Genomic DNA, 21,738 nt, shown 5'->3' on the forward strand with positions numbered 1-21,738 from the left:
AACGCGTTCGCGCCGCTCAGCGGGGCGGACCGGCGCTGTCGCGGACGATGAGTTCCGTGGCGAGTTCGACCCGAGGACTCTCGGTCCTCTCGCCACCGGCGAGGCGCAGCACGGTCCGCGCGGCCAGCATGCCCATTTCGGCCAGGGGTTGCCGGACGGTGGTCAGCGGTGGCGAGCACCATCGCACCTCCGGTAGATCGTCGAAGCCGACCACGCTGACGTCGTCGGGCACCCGCAGACCCCGTTTGCGGACCGCCTCGTACACGCCGAGGGCCATCTGATCGCTGGAGGCGCAGATGGCGGTGGGCGGGTCGGGCAGGGCCAGCAGCTGCGTACCGGCTGTGAAGCCGGCCTCGTGGTAGAAGTTGCCAGGGCGGATCAGGGCGTCGTCGACGGGGATGCCGGCGGCGCCGAGGGCGGCCCGGTAGCCGTCCATCCGGGCCCGGCTGCACATCAGGTGCGGCGGGCCGGCGATGAAGCCGATGCGGCGGTGGCCGAGGCTGATCAGGTACTGGTTGGCGCTGAGGCTGCCCGCCCAGTTGGTGGCGCCGATGGTGGGTGACTCCTGCGGGTCGACCCCGGCCGGGTCGATGATGACGACCGGCAGGTGGAGCCGGCGCAACTCGGCCTGCAACGGTGGGTTCACCATCGAGGTCACGAAGATGATTCCCTCAGTGGAGCGTGTACGCATGTTGTCGAGCCACTGCTTGGCCGAGGAGATGCGCCAGTGGATGGCCGACACGACGGTGCCGACGCCGTTGGTCTGGCCGACGTCCTCCACCCCACGGATGATCTCCACGGCCCACGGGCTGTCCAGGTCGTTGAAGACCAGGTCGATGAGGGCGGCGTCGGTACGCCGGGACGGTGAGCGGCGGCGGTAACCGTGCCGGTTGAGAAGCTCCTCGACGCGCTCCCGGGTGTCGGGGGCGACGTCAGAACGGCCGTTGATGACCCGGGAGACGGTGGGCACGGAGACTCCGGCCAACCGCGCGATCATGGCAATGGTGACGTTTCGGCCGTTCTCAGTGCCCACGGTCCCCCCTGCGTCCTGCTGGAAACTTCAGGTCTGCTCGCGGTGGCGCGTCGTCATCCGGCTGAACGGGCGGGGCGGGGAGCTATGGATCTCCGAAACTTTCATTGCTTCGCCGGTAATGTCGATCGATGGCCGGCACGCTACGAGCTGTTGTCCCAGCGGTCAAGACCTCTGTCCTATTGCGAAAAGACCGGCTAGCGTAAGCAGAGCTTCCAGCGATCCGGAGTGCGATTTTCCGGAAGTTTCAGACAGCCGTCCAGAGGAGTGCTCGTGTCGACCGACATCGCTAACGTGGCGACCGCTACCCGGTCGATCCGCAACCCCGTCCTCGCCGGGTTCCACCCGGACCCGTCGATCCTGCGCGTCGGCGACGACTACTACCTGGCCACCTCGACCTTCGAGTGGTATCCGGGTGTGCTCGTGCACCACTCGCGCGATCTGGTCAACTGGCGCAGCCTGGGTGGCATCATCACCGACCGACGCCTGCTCGATCTGCGCGGATGCGGCGACTCGAACGGGGTGTGGGCGCCGGACCTGACGTACCACGACGGTCAGTTCCACCTCGTCTACAGCGACGTGGCCAGCTTCGCCAGCGGCTACTGGGATCCGCAGAACTTCCTGGTCACCGCCGAGGACATCACCGGCCCCTGGTCCGATCCGGTGAAACTGCACGGGCGCGGGTTCGACGCGTCGCTGTTCCACGACGACGACGGCACCACCTGGCTGCTGGGCATGAGCGCGGACTGGCGGCCCGGCCGCGACCGCTTCGGCGGCATCGAGATCCAGCAGTACGACAGGGCCGCGCGCCGTCTGGTCGGCAGCCCTCGCATCCTGTTCACCGGCTCCCCGGCCGGGGTCACCGAAGGTCCGCACCTGTACCGCCACGACGGCTGGTACTGGCTGATCACCGCCGAGGGCGGCACCAGCTGGGAGCACCAGGTCACCGTGGCGCGGTCCCGGGAGCTGTTCGGGCCGTACGAGGTGGACCCGGACGGGCCACTGCTCACCTCCTTCGGGCGGCCCGACCTGCGGTTGCAGAAGGCGGGTCACGGCAGCCTGGTGCACACGCAGAACGGCGAGTGGTACCTGGCCCACCTGGTTGGCCGCCCGTACTCCCCGCTGGGCAACTGCGTGCTGGGTCGGGAGACAGCCATCCAGCGGGTCGAGTGGCCGTCGGGCGGCTGGCCACGGATCGCCGGAGGGGTGCCCGCTGACGACGTCGTCGCGCCCGACCTGCCCGCGCACCAGTGGCCGGCGGAGCCCGAGACGGACCACTTCGACGCCCCCGAGCTGGGCCCGTGCTGGTCGACGCTGCGTCGACCGGCCACCCCGGACTGGATCGACCTGCACACCCGCCCGTCGTACCTGCGGGTCCACGGTGGACAGTCGCCGGTCGGTCGACAGGCACCCAGCCTGGTCGGGCGACGCGTCGGCGCACGGAAGTGCTCGCTGGAGACCGTTGTGGAGTTCGAACCGGCCGACCACCGTCAGCTCGCCGGGATCACCGCCTACTACAACACGCTCAACTGGTACCACCTCTACCTGACCCGGGCCGACGACGGCCGGACGGTACTGGAACTGCTCAGCTCCGACAACGGGCGGCGCACCGCGTACCCCGAGCTGACAGTCGATGTCGACGGCGCCACCCGGGTCGGTCTGCGGGCCGTCTTCGACGGGCCGGCGGTGCGCTTCGACTACGACCTCGGTGCCGGTTGGCAGCGGCTACCTGTCGAGCTGGACGCGACCATCCTGTCCGACGAGCACGCCGCGTTGATCATCGACGGTGAGCCGGCGGCGTGGGGCTTCACCGGGGCGTTTCTCGGCCTGTGGGTGCAGGACCTGGGCTGCGACGGCGTGCACGCCGACTTCGACCTCGCCACCTACCGGGAACAGTGACCACGCGGGCGGCACTCGGCGGGTGCCGCCCGCGTGCCCACTCGTCCTACTTCGCCTGGGCGGCGACGGCCCGCAGCTGGCCGAGAGTGGTGCGGAACCCGTGGCCGGACGCGGCCGGGTCCTCGGCGTTCAGACCGCTGACGGCCATTGTCTGCGAGCGGGTCGTGGCGACGGCCCCCGCGCCGGACCCGCTCAGGTCGAACACGCCGAAGTCGCCACTGAGCGTCCGGAACGTCGGGGCAGCCGGGTCCGCCGGGTCCTGGGCGAGGTAGAGAACCACGACCTGGCCGGCCTCGAGCTTCGACATGTGCGCCATGTCCGGCACCCCGGAGGGCAGCGGGGCGAGCGTGATCCGCGCCCCGGCCCGCACCGTCGATCCGGTCGTCGCGCGCAACACCTCGTCGACCCGGAATCCGGCCGCCTCGACCTCACCGCGTACCACCAGGTCCGCGGTGTCGCTGAGCTGCCGCACTGTGGCGTACCCGCGTAGCTTGCCCTTGATCGGCGGGAGCGCGACGTCGGTCGGCGTGGCGGCGCTGCTCGGGGCGGCGCTGCTCGGGGCGGGCGCGGCGGCCGGGGCTGCGCCACCGCCGCTGCCACAGGCGGCCAAGGCCGCGGCGGACAGCACGGCGGCGGCCGCGGCCCACAGCGGCCGGGTACGGCGAAGGTCGACTGCCATGGAACGCTCCTCGCGTCTCGGTGCCGTCCCGGGCCGTCTCGCTCGGAACGCGGCACTGTTTACGCCTTCTATCTGTGCGTCCCGGGCCACGAGTTCCATTTTTTCCCGGCTCAGCTTTCCAGGGGGTCACTGCCGCTCGCTCGCGAGCTGACGAAGCTCGGCCACCGTGGTGACGAACGCACGACCCGTGGCGGTGGCGTCCTCGGTACGCAGGCCGGTCACCGACATCGCCGCTGACCGGCTGGTGGCCGTCTCCCCGGCGAGGTCGAAGATCCCGAACTCGCCGCCGAGCGGGTGATAGACGCGCGTACCCGGGTCAACGAGGCCCAGGTAGAGGACTGTCGGCCGGCCGGCTGTCCCGGCCAGCTCCGCGGCCACCATCAGCTCGGTGGGCACCGCAGCACCCGGGGCGCGGTAGAGCACCTCCGCCACCCGGTAGACCGCCCGTCCGTCCATCACCGACGCCACCTCGCCACGGACCACCAGGTCGGCCGCGTCGGTGAGTTGGCGCACGGTGCCGTACCCACGGTTCTTGGCGGCCGGCCCCGGCGGTGCCGGCCGAGCGGCCGGACGGGTCGCCTCGGGTGACGGGAGCGCGGCCGGGGGCGCGTCGCCGGACCAGGTCGCGAGCCCGCCGCCGATCCCCGCCACGACCAGGACCAGCGCGGCCGCCACGAGCGCGGGCCGCAACGACACGAAGGCCCTTCTTCGGGTACGCGGCTCCTGCGTGATAGCCGCCAGCAGGCGGCTGCGGTGCAGGTCGTGCCGGCCCGGTGGCAGGTCGTGGTCACCGGGGTGGGGGGCGATCCTCGCCCACTCGGCCGGGTCCGGCGCGCTCACTGGCTGCCCTCCCCCACGAGCGAGGCGTCCACGACCGGCGGCCGTGCGGCGTGCGGCGGGGCGTCGACGAGGGTACGGAGTCGGGCGCGGGCCCGCGACAGCCGGGAGCGCACAGTGCCGACCGGAACTCCCAGCGCCTCCGCCGCGGACTCGTAGTCGAGGCCCTCCCACAGGCACAGGGTCAGCACCTCGCGTTCGGGTCGGCGCAGCCGGGCCAGCGCGTCGATGGCGGCGGCGATGCGTCGGCTGTCGTCGAGTCGGCCGGCGACCTCGTCGGCGTGGTCGGGCAGTGTGAAGTCGGAGGCGAGCAGCGCGGCGGCGACCCTGCGGTAGCGACGGTTGCTGCGGGCGTGGTTGCGGGCCTCGTTTGTGGCGATGCCGAGCAGCCAGGGCCGCAGCGAACCGCCCTCCTCGGTGACCCGCTCCCGGGAACGCCAGGCCTGCAGGTACGTGGCGGACATGACGTCCTCCGCCGTGGCCCAGTCGGCGGTCAGCCGGAACGCGTGGTTGTACACCGAACGCGCGTACGTGTCGAACAGCTCGGCGAACGCGCCGGGGTCACCGGCTCGCACCCGAGCGCGCAGACTCGACTCCATGACCATCTTCTGTCCGTCGGACGGTGCTGGTTCCGATGGACCGGCCCGTAGATCAGTTACGGCCCGACGATAGCCACCGGCAGGTACCTGCCGCCAACGACGGGATGAACAGACGTCGTCACGCCTAGCTGTCGTCGATTGACGAGGAATCGACGTACTGGTATCTGTTAATACAGTTTCCTGATGCTCGCGGTGCCCGCCGGGGCCGAACCGTCGCGCCGGGCCACCGACCGGCTGGCGGCACGCCGCCCCTTCCCCGAGGAACACCAATGGTTCACAAGAGAACAGCCGCCTACGTCGTGGGCACCCTGCTGATCGGCGTCGCCGCCGTCGGCTACGGCCTGCCGTCGGCGAGCGCCGCGACCGCCGGCCCGATCACCGGCCTCGGCGGTAAGTGCGTCGACGTGGCCGCCGCCAGCTCGGCCAACGGCACAGCCGTCCAGCTCTACGACTGCAACGGCAGCGCGGCCCAGACGTGGACCGTCGGCAACACCGACAACTCGATCCGAGCACTCGGCAAGTGCCTCGACGTGACCGCCGCGTCAACCGCCAACGGCGCCAAGGTCCAGCTGTACGACTGCAACAACACCGGCGCGCAGAAGTGGACCGCCAGCAACGGCGCGCTCGTCAACTCCGGCTCCGGCAAGTGCCTCGACGTCACCGACCGGAGCACCGCGAACGGCGCCCGGTTGCAGATCTGGACCTGCGGCGGCACCACGAACCAGCTGTGGACCCTGCCGGGCGGCGGCAGCACCCCCACGCCCACGCCCACCACCCCGAGCGGCACCAACCTCGACGACCCGACGAAGAAGAACGTCGCCATGCAGCTCGTCTCGGCCGCCGAGAACTCCTCGCTCGACTGGCGCGCGCAGTTCTCCTACATCGAGGACATCGGCGACGGGCGGGGCTACACCGCCGGCATCATCGGCTTCTGCTCCGGCACCGGCGACATGCTCGAACTGGTCGAGGCGTACACCCGCACCAAGCCGGGCAACGTGCTCGCCGGCTACCTGCCGGCGCTGCGCAACGTCAACGGCACCTCGTCGCACGCCGGGCTCGATCCCAACTTCACCCGCGACTGGCGGACCGCGGCCACCGACTCGGTGTTCCAGGCCGCCCAGGAGGCCGAACGCGACCGGGTCTACTTCAACCCATCGGTACGCGACGGCAAGAACGACCAGGTCCGGGCACTCGGTCAGTTCGCCTACTACGACGCGGCCGTCATGCACGGGTACGAGGGCATGCGCCAGATCCGCAACCGCGCCCTGAACCGGGCCAAGCCGCCAGCCCAGGGCGGCGACGAGCGGACCTGGCTCAACGCGTTCCTCGACGAGCGGGTCATCGAGATGAAGAAGGAGGAGGCCCACTCGGACACCTCCCGCGTCGACACCGCCCAGCGGGTGTTCCTCAACAACGGCAACTTCAACCTCAACACGCCACTGGTGTTCGCCGTCTACGGCGAGCAGTTCCGGATCGGGTAGTCGGCGGCACGGTACGTAATTTCCACGTTCATCAGTGGCGGGGTCGTCGGCTGTTCGCCGGCGGCCCCGCCGTCTGTGTTCGCCGATCTCGCCCGCCTCCTCGCCCGCCCCGGCAAGCGGTGAAACTTTTGAATTTCGGCGCCTTCACGCAGCGGTACGGCAGCGCGCACCACCGACGAACGTAAGCGCCGCCAGCCGAGAGCGATCACCCTGACCGAGCCGACGAGCCAGGCCGTATCTCTCCGCGGGCCGCGCCCACGCCTGACACCCGGACCGGCGGCTGACCGATCGGTGCCCGAGGAGCCGATCCACCGTGGGCGTGGGATATCGTCCTCGCGCAACACGAGACGAGAGCGGAAGTCACCATGCGCACAGGGCCGGCTGGCTCGAGGGTTCTCCGCACGCTGGCTGCGGCGATCCTGCTGTTCGCGACCGGGTGTGCGGGGCCTGCCGACACCGCCGCCCCGGCGGCCGTCGCCCGGTCGTCGTCGCCCGCGACGGTGATGCGTCTCGACAAGCCAGCCAAGCTTCTGGGCACCTGGCCCGAGTCCGTGGACCGGGTGCTGCGCGGGCAGGCCGAGCAGAACATGGGCAACTTCAAGAAGCTGCTCAGCGGCGATCCGACCAGCGCGCTGGGCACCGCCTTCGTCCGGGCCACCGAGGTCTACTCCCGGCAGGACGGCCTGCACATTCCCGGCGACGACCAGCGGGTCATCCTGGTCAACGCGGTTTCCGGCACGATTGCCGACCCGACCGCGACGGTGGACCGGATCTTCGCCGGACTGCCGAACGTCACCAACGTGGAGGCGGTCCAGCCGGGCCCGCTGGGCGGGATGGCCCGTTGCGGCATCGGTCAGGCCAGGACGGGTCTGCGCGTTGACATCTGTGTGTGGGGTGACCAGCACACCCTCGGCATGGTGACCTTCATCGGTTTCGCGCAGGCGGACGACCCCCATGCGGTGTTCGGCCAGATCCGCGCCGAACTGGAGCACCCGGCGCGGTGACTTGACCTGAAGCTCGGGTGAGGTCCTAACCTCCGACATCGGAGGTAACGCATGAGTATGGAAGTTACCGCGTGGATGTCCATGCACCACGCGATGAACGCGCAGGATGAGCGACCGCTGTCCCGCGCCACCTTGAAGCGGATCGCGCAGTTCGCACGGCCGCACCGCGCGTTGATCATCAGATTCCTGCTGCTGAGTGTGGTGACGGCGGTCCTCACTGTGGCGGCACCCGTTCTCGCCGGGCGGGTGGTCGACGCGATAGTCGACGGCGCCGACAGCGGCGTGGTGATCCGGTTGGCCGTCCTGATCGCCGTGATCGCGCTAGCCGAAGCCGGGCTGGGTCTGGTGACGCGGTTTCTCTCCGCCAGCATCGGTGAGGGGTTGATCGTCCAACTACGGACGGCCGTCTTCGACCACGTGCAACGGATGCCGGTGGCGTTCTTCACGCGGACCCGCACCGGCGCGCTGGTCAGCCGCCTGAACAACGACGTGATCGGCGCGCAGCGGGCCTTCAGCGGCACCCTGTCGAGTGTGGTCGGCAACGCCGTCACGCTGATGCTGACGTTGGGGGTGATGCTCACCTTCTCCTGGCAGATCACGCTGCTGGCGCTCGTCCTGCTGCCCGTCTTCGTGATCCCGGCCCGCCGGATGGGTTCCAAGCTTGCCCAGTTGCAGCGTGAAGCAGCCGAGCACAACGCGGCAATGAGCACCCGGATGACCGAACGTTTCTCCGCACCCGGCGCCACGCTGGTCAAGCTGTACGGGCGGCCGGCCGAGGAGTCCGCCGAGTTCGCGGCGCGGGCACGTCGGGTCCGGGACATCGGCATCCGCGCGGCGATGCTCCAGTGGGTCTTCATCACCGCGCTCACAGTCGTCGGCTCGCTGGCGTTGGCCCTGGTCTACGGGCTGGGCGGTCTCTACGCCCTACGGGGCAGCCTCGACGCCGGGACCGTCGTCGCCCTTGCGCTGCTCCTGTCGCGGCTCTACGCACCCTTGACCTCACTGGCCAGTGCTCGGGTCGAGGTGATGAGCGCGCTGGTGAGCTTCGAGCGGGTGTTCGAGGTTCTCGACCTCAAGCCGCTGATCCTCGACAGGTCCGACGCCCGGCCCCTGCCGGAGGGCCCGGTCGCTGTCGAGTTCGACGGGGTCCGGTTCGGCTACCCCTCGGCGGACAAGGTGTCGCTAGCGTCGCTGGAGGACGTGGCGAAGCTCGATACGCGCGGCGGTGAGGAAGTGCTGCACGGTGTGTCGTTCCGGGCCGAAGCGGGGCAGATGGTGGCGCTCGTCGGGTCCTCCGGGGCGGGCAAGTCGACGATCGCGCAGCTCGTGCCTCGCCTGTACGACGTCGAGGACGGCGCGGTGAAGCTGGCCGACGTCGACGTGCGTGAACTGTCGGCCGAGTCGATCCGGTCGGCGTTGGGCGTGGTGACGCAGGACGGGCATCTCTTCCACGAGAGCATCCGCGCCAACCTGGCGTTCGCCCAGCCGGACGCGACCGAGGACGAGATGTGGGAGGTGCTCCGGCGGGCCCGCCTCGACGACCTGATCCGCTCATTACCCGATGGCCTGGACACCGTCGTGGGCGAGCGCGGATACCGCCTGTCCGGCGGGGAACGGCAACGGCTCACCATCGCGCGCCTGCTGCTGGCTCGCCCGCGCGTGGTCATCCTCGACGAAGCCACAGCGCATCTCGACTCCACCTCGGAGGCCGCGGTTCAGGACGCCCTCGCCGAGGCCCTCACCGGCCGGACCAGCGTGGTCATCGCGCACCGGCTCTCCACCATCCGGGCGGCCGACCAGATCCTCGTCGTCGAAGCCGGACGCATCGTCGAACGCGGGCGACACAGTGACCTGCTCGCGGCTGGCGGCCGGTATCACGAGTTGTACCGCACCCAGTTCGCCCAGGACCAACCGGCCGCCCAGGGCGGACCAACAGTCCAGGAGCAACGCGTCGCCATCTAGACCAGCGGGCCGGGAGCAACCAGCACTGACCGCGCCAAACACCACTGACCGCACCAGCACCACTGACGCAACCAGCCGGACGGGCAGCACGAAGACGCCGCCCGCCACGGGTCGATCCCCGGGGCGGGCGGCGGGATCCGACGATCAGTCGTCGTCGTCCTTGTCGTCAGCGTCGTCGTCGTCGTTGTCATCAGCGTCGTCGTCGTTGTCATCGGCGTCGACCGGTTCCTGCTCGGCCTTGACCACCGACCCGTTCTCCCGGTCGACGTCCACCTCGTGCTCGGTGTCGCCGGCGACGATTTCGATGCTCCAGACCGGGCGGCCGTTCTCCTGCTCGGACTCGACCTCGACGATCTGACCGCCACCGGCCTTGGCGAGCGCGATCTCACCGGCGCGCTTCTCGTCGACCGCGCTGCCCGCCGGCGCGGTGCCGGTGGTCGGCGTACCGCTCGACGGCGTACCCGATGGGGTGTCGGCCGACGGCGAACCGCTGACCGACGGTGAACCGCTGGCCTGGGGCGCGTCGGTGGGCGTCGGCGCGACGGTCGCCGCGGCGAGCGTCGTGCCGGTCCGTGAGTCGTTCGCGGCGGTGACGCCGAGGGCGACCCCGGCCGCCGCCAGCACCGCCGAGCCGCCGACCGTCGCCAGGAGCAGATTGGTGCGCCTCATCGTGGTGTCCACCTTTCCTCGGTTGTCGACTTCGAGGATCGGCTGAACTGGGATAGCACCGCGCTGTCCGGACGCTAAGGGCGGGTTAAGGCGTTCGAGGGCCGGGTCAGCCGCGCCGGTTGAGTTCCGCTTCCAGCCGCTGGACGAGGGTCTTGCGGTCCTTGCTGGCGCGCTCGTTACGCAGCGCGGTATTGAGCTGTCGCGTGTCGAGGCCACGGATCAGCTTGGCCGCCTCCGCGACCGACATCTCGGTCATCCGTCCGGCCGTGGTGGCGTCCCGACGCGCCCGTTTGGCCGGCCCGGTGTTGGCGACGTACTGCCTGCCGGATCGGGACGCTTCGCGCTTCTTCGTATCGGTCGCGCGCTTCTGGCTCTCCGACATCTCCTCCCAGGCCTTCTTGGGCAGGTAGCGACTCGTCGTGGCGCCCTTGCGCGCACGGGTGTCGCCCTCCTTCGTCTGCCATTTCTCGTTGCCCCAGCGCTGGAGAGACTTCTGCCGCTCGTCCTTTTCGCCCAGGAATCCGCCACCGCGCTTCTTGTACTCCTGAGTGACAAGCTGTGACTTGCGCGCCGACCACTGCCCCGGCCGGCCGCCCTTGTCCGAAGCCTTGATCTCTTCCTTGATCTGCTCTCTGAGCTCGGGTTTCGTATACCGCGCCATGACTGGCAGCTACCCGGCACCGCACTGCCTATGCGTCCCGCGACGACGTCGGAGGCCCGAGCCGGAGCAGCACCTGCGCACCGCCGTACGGGCCGGGCCGCACCTCCAGTCGACCGCCGGCGGTCTGCGCGGCACGTCGGGCGATGTCGAGGCCCAAGCCGGTGGATCCGGCCGCGCTGGCGCCCCGCCGGATCGCCCCGGCGGGCATGCCCGGGCCCTCGTCGGCGACCGTGAGGACCACCTCGCCCACCTCACGGGCGAGCCGGACGGCGAACGGCGTCCCGTCGGGGGTGTGCGCGAAGACGTTGCCGAGCAGAGCGTCCACTGCCGCCGTCAGGTTGTCGGCGGCCACACCGACGGGAAGAGGGCCGGGCGTCAGGTCGAGGGTGACGGTACGGCCGGTGTCCTCGGCCAGCACCGACCAGAACGCGACCCGGTCCGCGACGATCGCCGCCGCGTCCGAGGAGGCCGGTTGCGCCGGTGCGTGCCGCCACCGGGCCTGCCGGATCAGCCCGGTGACCGCGCGTTCGAGCCCGTCGGCGGCGGCGGTGATCCGGGCGGCGTCGTCCGGGTCACGCAACGACTCCGCCTCCAGCCGCAACGCGGTCAGCGGCGTACGCAGTTGGTGCGACAGGTCGGCGACCTGTTCGCGCTCCTGGACCAGGAGCACCTGGATCCGGGTGGCGAGATGGTTGAGCGCGCCGGCCACCTCGCGCAGCTCGGGTGGGCCGGCCGGCGTGACCCGGGCGTCCAGTTCGGCGTTTGCCAGCCGGTGTGAGACGGCCGAGAGGTCGCTGATCGGCCGGACCAGGGTGCGCGCCAGCCGGTCGGCGACAAGCAGCCCGATCAGCACGAGGATCACGCCGAGCAGCGCCAGCACCAGCCAGGCCCGGGTGACCCCGGCGGTCAGCTCGTGCTGCGGCACCGCGATCCGGATCACCCCGGTGCCGTCCGCCCGACCCTGCACGGCGATGACCACCTCCCGGCCGGCCGCCGACTCGCCGGTGAGGCTCTGCCCGCGCGCGGCGAGGGCCACCGCCGGCGTACGCGGTGTCTGGGCGCCGAGCACCGTCCCGTCGGGCAGGAAGACGCTCACCGGTCGCCCGGACTCCGCGGCGAGTTGCTCGACGGTGAGCCGGATGGTCGCCGCGTCGGCGGTGCCGACCACCGGCACCAGGCTCTGCGCGTCGGCGGTGGCCCGGACGGTGGCCCGGTCCTCGGCGACGGTGCGGACCAGAAGCGCCAACGGCACCAGGAACGCGATGAGGGTGAGGACGCTGACCGCGGCGACCAGCAGCGCGAGACGCGCCCTCACGGCTGCGCCGCCGGGGCTTCGAGCCGCACCCCGACACCACGCACCGTGTGCAGGTAGCGAGGCTGTTGGGCGTTCTCCCCCAGCTTGCGACGCAACCAGGACAGGTGCACGTCAACGGTCTTGTCGGCACCGCCGTACGGGATCTGCCACACCTCAGTGAGCAGCTCACGTTTGGTGACCACCTGGCCCGGTCGGCCGGCGAGGTGGTGCAGCAGATCGAACTCGCGGGGCGTCAACTCGACCGCCGCCCCGTCGAGGGTCACCTGCCGAGCCCGGGGGTCGACGCGGAGCCCGCCGACGACGAGCGCCGGGTCCTGCCCGTCGACGCCGGAGGGGCCCCGCCGCAGCACCGCCCGGACGCGGGCGTCGAGCTGCGCCGCGGTGAACGGTTTGACCACGTAGTCGTCGGCGCCCGCGTCGAGCACCCGGACGATCTCGGTCTCGTCGTCACGCGCCGTGGCCACGATGACCGGCACCGAGCTGACCGCGCGCAGCATCCGCAGCAGCTCGCGGCCGTCCAGGTCGGGCAGGCCCAGGTCGAGCACGACGAGGTCGGGTCGGTCCTCCAGCGCGTCGCGGAGGCCGGCCATCGCGGTCGAGGCCGCCGCCACCGCGTGGCCGCGTTCGCGCAGGGCCCGGATCAGCGGGGTACGGATCGTCAGGTCGTCCTCGATGAGCAACAGGCGGGCCACAGCTGGCAGGCTAACCGCTGCCGCCGGCAGCACGGCGCACGTTAACCACGCCTTAGCGTTCGGATGTCCAAACGACAAGGACGGATCGTGGATAGTCAGGCGATGGGCCGTCGCTCGATCCTCGTCGCCACCGGGTGGGTGGCCACCGCCGCCATCGCCACACTGATCGGCCTGGGCGCGATCCGCCTGGTGGGCGAGAGCCTCACCGGCACACCGGGCGGTGTGCGCAGCGAGGCCGAGATCGAGCGGGCGCTCGCCGCACCGGAGCCGGCGCCCACCGGCACCGCCTCGGCCCCGCAGGGCCCGACGAGCACCGCCTCGGCCGCGCCGGGCATGACGGGAACTGCGCCGAGTGCCAGCTCCGGGACGCGCCGGGGGTTCGCCACCGACGGCGGCACGGCCGTCGCCGAGTGCGGCGTCGGCGGCGTACGCCTCGTCTCCTGGGCGCCCGCGCAGGGTTACCGGGTCCGCGACGTGGACCGGGGCCCGGACGACGACGTCGAGGTCACGTTCCAGGGGGCGGCCCGGGAGTACGAGTTGAAGGTGCGTTGCATCGGCTCGGAGCCGGTGGCCGTCGCCGACGACTGAGCCGGGCGGCGACGCGTAGCCGCGCTGCTCACGATTGGCGGCCCGTCGGGGCGGACCCGGGCGGGGCGGCGCCGTGATCACGTGATGAGAAGTAGTCGTGTGGGGGCCACCGGAGCTACTGAGCATCACATGATCGAGGCGAGTCCGCCCCCACCGCGCGATCGGAGGTGGGGGCGGACTCAGGTGGTGGTTCAGCTGCTGTACGCCTCCAACTCCCAGAGCGAGTGGCCGTACCCGGTGCCCCGGGCCGTGCCGAAGACACGCAGGTAGCGGCCGTTGGCGCCGAGGGCTGTGTGCTCGTCCACGCCGCCGTCGGCACCGGTCACCGTCTTCACCGTGGTCCAGGTGGTGCCGTCATTCGAGGTCTGGATCTGGTACGCGCTGCTGTACGCCGCCTCCCAGCTCAGCTTGACCCGACCGATCGCTGTCGGGCTGCCGAGGTCGACGCGGATCCACTGCGGGTCGGAGAACGTGCTCGACCAGCGGGTGGTGAGGCTGCCGTCGACAGCCTGGGCGCCGGACACGTCGGCCCCCTCGTTGCTGGACGTCGACGTGGGCTTGTTCAGCAGCAGGTTGCCACCGGGCGGACCGGTTCCACCGCTGCCGCCGTACACCTCGAACTCGAACAGCGAGTAGCCCCAGGCGGTCCCCCGGGTGGTGCCGAGCAGCCGGACGTACCGGCCGGAGCCGCTGAGCCCGGTCAGGTCGTCCACCCCGCCGTCGCCGCCGGTCACCGTACGGACCGTGGTGAAGTTGACGCCGTCCGGTGAGGTCTGGATCTGGTATCCGCTGCCGTACGCGGCCTCCCAGGTCAGCTTGACCCGGTTGATGGCGTACGTGGCGCCGAGGTCGACGTCGATCCACTGTGGGTCACCGAAGGCGCTGCCCCACCGGGTACCGGCCACGCCGTCGAACGCGTTGGCCGCGGTGAACGCGCCCTCGAAGCTGGACGCCCGCGCCGGCTTGCCCCGGGCCAGGTTGGCACCCGGTTCGGGATCCGGGTCCGGGTCCGGGTCAGGGCCGGGACCGCCGGGGCTGGTGGAGAGGGTGAACTCGTCGATGTCGAAGTACGGGCCGGTGCCCTTGAAGACCAGGAACAGGGTTCGGGTGCCGGTCGGGGCGGTGACCCCACCGGTGACAGTGGCGAAGGTGGCGTACCCGCCGGTGGGCACGACGGTGGCCGAACCGACCAGCGGCCCGGTCGGCGAGTCGACCCGCAACTCCAACGTGCCGCCACCGCCGGCCGGGGCGCCGACCCGGGCACTGAACGACTGGACGCCGGTCAGGTTGTAGGGGCGGAATGAGATCCAGTCGTTGTTGTCGACGTAGCCGACCGCCGCGCCGCCGTGCCCGGCCGCCCCGGCGACGATCTGGACGCCTGACGAGTCACCGAAGTGCTCGGCCTGGCGTACCCGAGGTTGCAGCACCGCCTGGGTGTGCGTGGTCAGCGCCGGCTGGCCGCCACCGCCCAGGTCGGTGTACTCGGCGTCGATGATGCCGAAGATGTTCGCCGCCGTGTCGTGCTCACCGTCGGCCGAGGTCTGGATGACCCCGGTGCAGCCCTGCACGCTGCCGAGCTGGTGGCCGTGCGAGTCGTGGCCGAGGACGTAGTTCACAGTGACCCGGGCACAGTTGATCGCACCGTCCTGGGCGTCGGTGACGGTGACCGAGAACGGCACCGCGTCCCCGAAGGTGAAGGTCTGCCCGTTCAACGGGGTGTTCACGGTGACCACCGGGGCGCTGTTGCCGACGGTGACGACAACGCTCGCGGTGGCTGTCTTGCCGGTGGTGTCCCGGACCGTCAGCGTCGGGCTGCGGGTCCCGTTGGTGGTGTACGTGAAGCTCGGGTTCGCGGCTGTCGAGTCGGTGGTGCCGTTGTTGTCGAAGTCCCAGGCGTAGGTGAACGGGTCGCCGTCCGGGTCGAGGGTGCCGGCCGAGGAGAAGGCCACTGTCAGTGGAGCGGTTCCACTGGTCGGGGTGGCGGACACCTTGGCGACGGGTGCCCTGCCCTCGCGGGCGTACTCGATGCGGTAGAGCGCCGAGTTGGCGTCGCCGTTGAACCAGCCGGTGCCGTAGTCGAGCACGTAGAGCGCGCCGTCCGGGCCGAACTCCATGTCCATGACCTGGGTGCCGGTCCACGGGAACGGGTTGATCTTCAGCGGTTGGCCGGAGGCGTCGAGCTTGATGTTCTTGATCCAGCGGCGACCGAACTCACCGGCGAAGTAGGTCCCGTCGTAGTACTCGGGGAACGCCACTGGCGAGGTGTTGTTCGGGTCGTACCGGTAGACCGGCCCGCCCATCGGCGACAGGCCACCGCCGGTGAACTCCGGCGGGGAGCCGGAGCCGCCGTACGGCAACCAGGCCGAGATGGCCGGCGGCAGCTGGGTGATGCCGGTGTTGTTCGGCGAGTTGTTCACCGGCCCGCCGGCGCAGTTGAACTTCGCCCCGGACGGCCCGGACGGGAAGGTGTAGTCGTTGTAGGCGTCGTTGCGGGCCGTGCAGTACGGCCAGCCGTAGAAGCCGGGCCTGTCGATCCGGGCGAACTCGACGTTGCCCGCCGGCCCCCGGTTCGGGTCGGCGGTGCCCGCGTCCGGGCCGTAGTCACCGAGGTAGACGATGCCGGTGGCCTTGTCCACGCTCATTCGGAACGGGTTGCGGAAGCCCATGGCGTAGACCTCCGGGCGGGTCCGCGCGGTGCCCGGGGCGAACATGTTGCCGGCCGGGATGGTGTAACCGCCGGCCGCGCTCGGCTTGATCCTGAGCACCTTGCCGCGCAGGTCGTTGCTGTTCGCCGAGGTGCGCTGCGCGTCGAAGGCCGGGTTGCGCCCGGCCCGCTCGTCGATCGGGGTGAAACCGGCCGAGTCGAACGGGTTGGTGTCGTCACCGGTGGACAGGTAGAGGTTGCCGGCCGCGTCGAAGTCCATGTCACCGCCGACGTGGCAGCACATGCCGCGGCTGGTCGGCACGTTGAGGATCAGCGTCTCGCTGGCCAGGTTGATGGTGTTGTCCGCGTTGACGGTGAAGCGGGCCAGCCGGTTGACGCCGTCCCAGACGGCGAAGTCGGCCGGGGTGCCGGTGGCCGGCGCACCACCGCCGGGGGTGCTCAGTGGTGGGGCGAAGTACGCGTACACCCAGCGGTTGGTGGCGAAGTTCGGGTCGGCCTTGATGCCCTGCAAACCCTCCTCGTCTCCGGTGTAGACCGGCAGGGTGGCCGCGATCTTGGTGTTGCCGGCGGCGTCGGTGTGCCGGATCACGCCGTTGCGGGAGGTGTGCAGCACGCCCCGGTCCGGCAGGACGGTGAGGCTCATCGGCTCACCGGTCTCGGCCGCGCCCTTTGCCAACTCCACCTGCTGGAAGCTGCTGGAGACGGTGGGGCCGCAGTCGGCGTTGACAGCGCCGGCGGCCGTCCGGATGCCGCCGAGCAGGTGCTGGCGGAAGTTTGCCTCGGTGTACGACGCGTCGGTGTGCCCCAGGCCGGTGTACCAGGCTCGACCGCCGGAGTAGTTCTGGCACCAGGAGATCGGGTGGTCGGCACCCATGCTCCCCCCGGTGTAGGTGCTCTCGTCCAACGTGGCCAGCACGTGCGCGTTGCCGCGGGGGTTGGTGCGGTAGTTGTACAACTCGTCGAAGCGGTTCCACCGTTGCGGCAACGTCGCTGTGGACGGGTGCACCTGGTCGGCGACCTTCACCGTGACGTTCTGCTCGGCCGGGTGCGAGGCGAAGTACGCCCCGACCAGTCCCCCGTACCACTGCCAGTCGTACTCGGTGTCGGAGGCGGAGTGCACGCCGACGTACCCGCCGCCGCCGGTGATGTAGCGCTCGAACGCGGCCTGCTGGGCGGCGTTGAGCACGTCGCCGGTGGTGGAGAGCCAGATCACCGCGGCGAACCGGTCCAGGTTGGCGTCGGTGAACTGGGCGGCGTCCTCGGTGGCCTCGACGGTGAAGCCGTTCGCCGCACCGAGTTGCTGGATCGCGGCGATGCCCGGAGCGATGGATCCGTGCCGGAATCCGGCGGTCTTGCTGAAGACCAGCACGGTGAACGGTGCGGCGCTGGCCGTGGGTGGCGAGGCGACGATGCCGCCGGCCACGAGGATCGCGCTCAGCGCGAGGCCGAGCCACGATCTCAGGGATCTGCGCACAGTGGGGTCCTTTCGCGGTGCGAGGGACGGCGTGCGCCGATCACGCCTGACGGTGGTGGGACGAGACATGCGAATGCATCGTTGCGCCCGGATCACTGGCGCGTCAAGCACTCTTCCACGATCCGTGAGAGCGTTATCTCCGCAGGTCAGGGGCGACTGTGTGGAGCGAGATCGAATAACGGTTTTCGGGCCACGATCCGTCCCGGAGGGCTGGCTGATCCAGTGCGGCATCCGGACGAACTCGGCGGCGGTTAGGCAAGGCTCGCCTATGCAAAACGTCCCCAAAAGAGGTGGCTGACAGGGAGTTGTCCCGTCGAGGCCGGGTATGACGGTGACCCGGCAGCACCGACGGAAGCGAGATCGCCATGACCGACATGCTGGAGATGCCGCGGGTACACGAATGCACAGTCACCGACTGCGGCTACAACCACGACGGTTGCCACGCGTTCGCCATCACCATCGGGCAGCAGAACGCCAGCTGCGCCACGTTCATCGACACCTCGGCGAAGGGCGGGCTGGACCGCGTCATCGCCCAGGTCGGCGCCTGCAAGCGGGACGACTGCCAGCACAACGCCGAGCTGGAGTGCCACGCGCCGTCAATCCGGGTGGGTCCGGGTCAGGACATCGCGGACTGCCAGACGTACGAGCCGCGCTGATCCCGGCGCGACGCGAGTGAGGGACAGCCGCCACGGCCGCCCCTCACCTGCGTTCGAGCCGGCTACGCGGAAACGAGCATCGGCGTGCCGGCGGTCGGACGCTCAGCGCCCGCCAGCGGCCAACTCGGCGATCATCCCCTCGCAACTACGGACCACCACCTGAGCGCCGCGCCGCTGCGCCAGCGGAAGCAGAGGATCCTCCGCCCGGTCCCGCCACCGCCACTGCGCCTCGGAGGCGACCTCCCAGAGCTGCCGCACGTCGGCCTCATGCTCGACACCGAGCCGCGCCGCGAGGCCCACCCCGTCGCCGCCAACCAGCCGCTGCGCCTCGCCGGCCAGCTCCGCGTCGAACCCCAGCCGGGTGTTGCGCAACGCCACCAGCAGACGCAACTCCCGGAACTCGTGCGCACCGGCGAGGATCTGCTCCACCGCGCCGACCAGCTCGGCGGAGCCCCGGGTGGGCTCGGCCCGCAGCAGCGCCTCCACCGCCGCCAGCGCGGACCGCGCCTTCAGCGCATCCCGGCGATCAATGAAACACCGCGTCACCGACTCGCGCAGCTCGGTGAGACCGCTACGCCGAATCAACTCCGCGGAGAGCTTCACCCGGCTGTCGAAGCCACTGCGCACCAGCGTGGCCGCCAGCCGGACACCGAAGACCCCGAACCTGCCCAACAGCGCGGCGCGCACCTCGGTGTCCAGCCGTACCGGCAGCTCGCCGCGGAGGAAGCGGTCGGCGGAGATCAGGTGGACGTCCAGCTCCACCCGGGGCACCTGAGCCAGTGTCGCGAGCGCGGCGAAGTCCGACTCGCCCAGCATCCGACCGGCCAGACCGATCATGCCGCTGCACGCCACGACGTTGACGCTGAGCGCGTTCACCCTCGGGTCGCGGTAGTGCCGGCGAGCGAGCTGGCGGGCAGTGAGCAGACCGTCGATCCGGCCGCCGCCGGTCTCGTCGGCGCGGGACAACACCATGATCACGTTGACCGGAGCGGACTGCCCGACGGCACTGTCCCGTGCGGACTCCAGCACCCGCAGGTCGCTGTCGCGACCGTCGCGGGTCAGGTACAACACCGCGTCCGAATCGCGCAGCACCCGCTCCAACACCGGCGCCCGGCCCTGCTCGGCGCCTCCGGTGACCGCCGGGGTGTCGATCAGGGTGATCTGCCGTAGCGCCCGCGTCGGCCACCGCACCACGATGTCCCGCACCTCCCCCGCACCCCAGCCCAGATCCACCCGCAGCCCGGTCGCCGACTTCACCACCGCCAATTCCTGTGGTGGCTGCCCGACCGGGTAGGCGGTGGCGCGCGGGGCGGCCCCGTCCTCGTACCAGGTGAAGGCCCCGTCCGCCCGCTCGACCGGCGCGACCTCCTCGCCCATCAACGCGTTGAGCACCGTCGACTTACCCGATCGCCACGGGCCGACGATGGCGATGCGCAGTGGCTGCTCCAACCGTGCCACCTGTTGCCGAAGCTCGGCGACGGCCCGGGGATTGTCCTGGTACAGCTCGATGGCCTGGTGCAACAACCCCCACGCCGCCTCGTCCAGGCGCACTCCCACAGTCATGCCTGCGGCTCCAGCAACAGCGGGGCGGAGCGGGCGCCGGTCAACTGCTGAGACTGCTCGTACACCGCCGCCAACCGGGTCATCTTCAACCGGATCTCGCGCTGCCGCTGCTCGCGCACTGAGGCATCGGTGTCGGCCTCCTGCTTCGCGCTGCGGAACGACTGCACGATTGCCTCCTGGAGCTCCTCGGTCAACCCGGTGAAGTGGTCCCGCAGCATCCGCTGCACCTGCCGGGCGGCGTCGCGGCAGTCTCGGATGATCCGGACGAAGAAGTCGTCGACATGCCGCTGGATGGCCGTCTTGACAGTCGCCTGCCGACGACGGAGCAACTGCTTGCTCTCGTCACGGATGCTCTTGCCGCCGAAGAGCGCCCCGATGCCGACCGAGACCGGATTGATCATCGGCATGCCGGCCAGGGTGGTCGCCAGACCGAACATCAGCATGCCGCCGTACGAGCCCTTCATGCCGGTGAACAGCTTCTGGCCGGTGGTGAACCGGTCGATCGTCGGCCGTTGCAGCTCGGGCACTCGCTCGCCGATGTCGTCCGGCATCGTCATCGACCAGGGCGGCAGCACGTCGTAGCCGTACCGGTCGAAGTTGGCGGCCACCCGCCGGGCGATCCAGTCACAGCGCTGGATCAGCCACTCGTGGTTCGCCTCCGCCGCCTCCACCAGGCTCCGCTCCAGCCAGTCCTGGAAGGTGTCCCAGGCGACCAACGGGTCCGCGGTGTCGAACGCCTCGTCCACCGCGCGCAGGATCTGTCGGGTCCGGTCACGCAGGTCGTACTCAAGGTCGGCGAGCAGGTCGGTGATCTCGTCGGTCAGCGTGTTCTGCCACCGGGTGGAGCACCGGCGCAGCTCGTCGACCTCGCGCTGCGCGGCGTGCAGCCGGGAGATCGGCCCGGACTGCTCCTCGGCCTCCTGGGTCGCCAACTCGGCGCGCAGCGGCGCGGCCAACTGCTCCACCACCGTCCGGGCCACCGTCTGCACCGCCGCCCGGGCCAGGTGGTCGGCCTTGCCGGCCAGGTCACGTTGCAGGCGGGCGATCAACGCGGGGAAACCCGACTCGGCGTTGAGCCCACGGTCGTCGGCCGCAGCCGCGCGCAGTCGCAGCGCCGCCGAGACCGGGATCAGCGTCGCCGGGATCCCCGCCTCGGCCAGGTGCTGCCGGTTGCGCTCGGCGACCGTGCGCCAGTCGGCCACCAGATCGGTCTTGCTCTGCACCACCACCACGTTCGGATGCGAACGCATGATGTGCAGCAGCATGTTCAGTTCGGCGACCGACAACTCCCGAGTGGAGTCGGAGACCAGCAGCACGGTGTCCGCGCGGGCCGGCGCGGCGACCGGAACGGCGGCGCCGACGCCGGCGACCTCGTCGGTGCCGGGAGTGTCCACCAGCACCAACCCGGCACCGAGCAGCGCCCGGGGCAGTCCGATCTCGACGTACGCCGGGCCGCCGCCCGGCCGACGACCGACCAGGCCGGCAACGCCCGCCGCCACCTGGTTGAGCGCCACCGGGGTCCGCTCGACCGCCACCGCGTCGGCGGTGCCGGTGGGGTGCCCCGGGGCTGGTGGCGGCGCCTGCGCCACCGCCGCGGTGGGCGCCTCGGCGTGCCGCACCACGGTCGGCAGGACCGTCGTCCGGCCGTCGCCGACCGGGCAGGCCGGAGCGTTGATGATCGCGTTGACCAGCTGGCTCTTGCCCTGGTTCGGCTCACCGATGACCAGGACGCGCAGCGTCGGGTCCAGCAGTTGCGCGCGCTTCTGCCGGACCGTTTGAAGGAGGTCACCGCGACCGTGTGCAGTGCAGGTGCGGGCGATCTCGTCCAGCACGTCCAACCAGATCCCGGCCATCACCGCACCAAGTGTGCGGATTTCAGGTTAATTATCAAGAGGGACCGGATGTGGAACCCGGAAGGGCCGGATCGCCTGAGACGATCCGGCCCTCCGCTCCGACCGGAGATC

The 21,738-nt window shown here is 70.7% G+C and carries 17 protein-coding genes; 6 read left to right on the forward strand and 11 right to left on the reverse strand.

The features are described 5' to 3' along the window. Window positions 1-16: 16 nt before the first annotated feature. Window positions 17-1,033: a LacI family DNA-binding transcriptional regulator gene (locus tag AB0K35_RS01760; protein ID WP_238667668.1), complete on the reverse strand. Its 1,017-nt coding sequence runs from the start codon at window positions 1,031-1,033 to the stop codon at window positions 17-19. A 270-nt stretch (window positions 1,034-1,303) separates the two neighbouring features. Between AB0K35_RS01760 and AB0K35_RS01765 the strand changes: the two genes are divergently transcribed. Further along, entirely contained in the window at window positions 1,304-2,929 is a 1,626-nt protein-coding gene (locus AB0K35_RS01765) for a glycoside hydrolase family 43 protein (protein ID WP_363882987.1), read from the forward strand. A gap of 46 nt (window positions 2,930-2,975) precedes the next feature. On the opposite strand, the gene AB0K35_RS01770 is transcribed toward AB0K35_RS01765, so the two are convergent. From AB0K35_RS01770 to AB0K35_RS01780, 3 genes are all read right to left on the reverse strand, one after another. Continuing rightward, window positions 2,976-3,608, reverse strand: coding sequence for a hypothetical protein (locus tag AB0K35_RS01770; RefSeq protein ID WP_238667670.1), 633 nt, complete (start codon window positions 3,606-3,608; stop codon window positions 2,976-2,978). A gap of 126 nt (window positions 3,609-3,734) precedes the next feature. After that, entirely contained in the window at window positions 3,735-4,448 is a 714-nt protein-coding gene (locus tag AB0K35_RS01775; RefSeq protein ID WP_238667671.1) for a hypothetical protein, read from the reverse strand. Beyond that, window positions 4,445-5,044, reverse strand: coding sequence for a sigma-70 family RNA polymerase sigma factor (locus tag AB0K35_RS01780; RefSeq protein WP_238667672.1), 600 nt, complete (start codon window positions 5,042-5,044; stop codon window positions 4,445-4,447). The genes AB0K35_RS01775 and AB0K35_RS01780 overlap by 4 nt, the downstream gene beginning before the upstream one ends. Window positions 5,045-5,313: 269 nt before the next feature. Here AB0K35_RS01780 and AB0K35_RS01785 point away from each other — a divergent pair, with 269 nt between their 5' ends. From AB0K35_RS01785 to AB0K35_RS01795, 3 genes are all read left to right on the forward strand, one after another. Continuing rightward, complete coding sequence (locus AB0K35_RS01785) at window positions 5,314-6,525, forward strand: chitosanase (protein WP_238667673.1); 1,212 nt, start codon at window positions 5,314-5,316, stop codon at window positions 6,523-6,525. 365 nt (window positions 6,526-6,890) lie between these two features. After that, a complete protein-coding gene (locus AB0K35_RS01790) occupies window positions 6,891-7,529 on the forward strand; it encodes a hypothetical protein (RefSeq protein ID WP_363882992.1) in 639 nt (212 codons plus the stop codon). Between the two features lie 51 nt (window positions 7,530-7,580). Next, window positions 7,581-9,491 carry an ABC transporter ATP-binding protein gene (locus AB0K35_RS01795; RefSeq protein WP_363882995.1) on the forward strand — a complete coding sequence of 637 codons (1,911 nt, stop codon included), beginning with the start codon at window positions 7,581-7,583 and terminating at the stop codon, window positions 9,489-9,491. Between the two features lie 144 nt (window positions 9,492-9,635). Here the strand turns inward: AB0K35_RS01795 and AB0K35_RS01800 are convergent, their stop codons facing one another. From AB0K35_RS01800 to AB0K35_RS01815, 4 genes are all read right to left on the reverse strand, one after another. Next, window positions 9,636-10,160, reverse strand: coding sequence for a PepSY domain-containing protein (locus AB0K35_RS01800; RefSeq protein ID WP_363882998.1), 525 nt, complete (start codon window positions 10,158-10,160; stop codon window positions 9,636-9,638). 106 nt (window positions 10,161-10,266) lie between these two features. Next, complete coding sequence (locus AB0K35_RS01805; RefSeq protein ID WP_238667677.1) at window positions 10,267-10,821, reverse strand: DUF5872 domain-containing protein; 555 nt, start codon at window positions 10,819-10,821, stop codon at window positions 10,267-10,269. 28 nt (window positions 10,822-10,849) lie between these two features. After that, window positions 10,850-12,136: a HAMP domain-containing sensor histidine kinase gene (locus tag AB0K35_RS01810; RefSeq protein ID WP_238667678.1), complete on the reverse strand. Its 1,287-nt coding sequence runs from the start codon at window positions 12,134-12,136 to the stop codon at window positions 10,850-10,852. Then, a complete protein-coding gene (locus tag AB0K35_RS01815; RefSeq protein ID WP_238667679.1) occupies window positions 12,133-12,828 on the reverse strand; it encodes a response regulator transcription factor in 696 nt (231 codons plus the stop codon). Before AB0K35_RS01815 ends, AB0K35_RS01810 begins: the two co-directional genes overlap by 4 nt. Window positions 12,829-12,915: 87 nt before the next feature. Between AB0K35_RS01815 and AB0K35_RS01820 the strand changes: the two genes are divergently transcribed. Beyond that, the gene (locus AB0K35_RS01820; RefSeq protein WP_363883003.1) at window positions 12,916-13,416 is read left to right on the forward strand and encodes a septum formation initiator; all 501 of its coding nucleotides are present in this window, start codon (window positions 12,916-12,918) and stop codon (window positions 13,414-13,416) included. Window positions 13,417-13,607: 191 nt separating this feature from the next. Here the strand turns inward: AB0K35_RS01820 and AB0K35_RS01825 are convergent, their stop codons facing one another. Further along, a complete protein-coding gene (locus tag AB0K35_RS01825) occupies window positions 13,608-17,555 on the reverse strand; it encodes a ThuA domain-containing protein (RefSeq protein WP_363883006.1) in 3,948 nt (1,315 codons plus the stop codon). Window positions 17,556-17,920: 365 nt separating this feature from the next. On the opposite strand from AB0K35_RS01825, the gene AB0K35_RS01830 reads away from it, so the two are divergent. Then, complete coding sequence (locus tag AB0K35_RS01830; protein WP_112678265.1) at window positions 17,921-18,211, forward strand: DUF1540 domain-containing protein; 291 nt, start codon at window positions 17,921-17,923, stop codon at window positions 18,209-18,211. 102 nt (window positions 18,212-18,313) lie between these two features. On the opposite strand, the gene AB0K35_RS01835 is transcribed toward AB0K35_RS01830, so the two are convergent. Beyond that, entirely contained in the window at window positions 18,314-19,774 is a 1,461-nt protein-coding gene (locus AB0K35_RS01835; RefSeq protein WP_363883009.1) for a hypothetical protein, read from the reverse strand. After that, complete coding sequence (locus tag AB0K35_RS01840; protein ID WP_363883753.1) at window positions 19,771-21,627, reverse strand: dynamin family protein; 1,857 nt, start codon at window positions 21,625-21,627, stop codon at window positions 19,771-19,773. Before AB0K35_RS01840 ends, AB0K35_RS01835 begins: the two co-directional genes overlap by 4 nt. Window positions 21,628-21,738 lie beyond the last annotated feature (111 nt).

Source organism: Micromonospora sp. NPDC053740, assembly GCF_040677775.1.
In the GTDB taxonomy this organism is placed as follows: domain Bacteria; phylum Actinomycetota; class Actinomycetes; order Mycobacteriales; family Micromonosporaceae; genus Micromonospora; species Micromonospora alfalfae.